We start from the raw sequence: 1,073 nt of genomic DNA, 5'->3' as shown, positions 1-1,073 counted from the left end.
GCGATTGGAGTGATTAATTCGATTATGAATTTTGCGTTATCTCCTGGCATTACCATTTCTACGCCTTCTTCTAATGCGATGTTTCCTGTTACGTCTGTTGTTCTGAAGTAGAATTGTGGTCTGTATCCTGAGAAGAATGGAGTGTGTCTTCCACCTTCTTCTTTTGTTAATACGTATACTTCTGCTTCAAATTTTGTGTGTGGGTGAATTGTTCCAGGTGCTGCTAATACTTGTCCTCTTTCGATGTCTTCTCTTTGTACACCTCTTAGTAATGCTCCGATGTTATCTCCTGCTTCTGCTTCGTCAAGTTGTTTTCTGAACATTTCTACACCTGTTACTACTACTGTTCTTTTTTCTGTTGTAAGTCCTACGATTTCTACGTTGTCTCCTACTTTTACTTTTCCTCTTTCTACTCTACCTGTAGCTACTGTTCCACGTCCTGTGATTGTGAAGATGTCTTCTACTGGCATTAGGAATGGGTGGTCAACGTCTCTTACTGGAGCCGGGATCCATTCGTCTACTTCTTCCATCAATTTCATGATTTTGTCTCCCCATTCTCCGTCTGGATCTTCTAATGCTTTTAATGCTGATCCTACTACGATTGGTGTGTTGTCTCCATCGTATTCGTATTCGTTTAATAATTCACGTACTTCCATTTCAACTAATTCGATTAGTTCTGGGTCGTCTACTTGGTCTTCTTTGTTTAAGAATACTGCGATTTTTGGTACGCCTACTTGTCTTGCTAACAAGATGTGTTCTCTTGTTTGTGGCATTGGACCGTCTGCTGCACTTACTACTAGGATTGCTCCGTCCATTTGTGCTGCTCCTGTGATCATGTTTTTAACGTAGTCAGCGTGACCTGGACAGTCTACGTGTGCGTAGTGTCTTTTTTCTGTTTCGTATTCTACGTGAGAAGTGTTGATTGTGATTCCTCTTTCTCTTTCTTCTGGTGCTTTGTCGATGTTAGCGTAGTCTACGAATTCTCCTGAGCCCATTCTCTTGTTTAATACAAGTGTTACGGCTGCAGTTAATGTTGTTTTACCGTGGTCAACGTGACCTATTGTACCAATGTT

1 protein-coding gene is annotated in these 1,073 nt (G+C 41.1%); it reads right to left on the bottom strand.

Annotation, left to right across the window (positions count from 1 at the left end):
• On the bottom strand, positions 1-1,073 hold a 1,073-nt coding region (tuf, locus tag GKG00_RS08845; protein WP_154255086.1), incomplete at both ends, for an elongation factor Tu.

It is taken from the genome of Finegoldia sp. BIOML-A1 (assembly GCF_009678325.1).
Taxonomy (GTDB): domain Bacteria; phylum Bacillota; class Clostridia; order Tissierellales; family Peptoniphilaceae; genus Finegoldia; species Finegoldia magna.
Note: the sequence above shows the minus strand (reverse complement) of the source record. Positions and strands in the feature narration are given on the sequence as shown.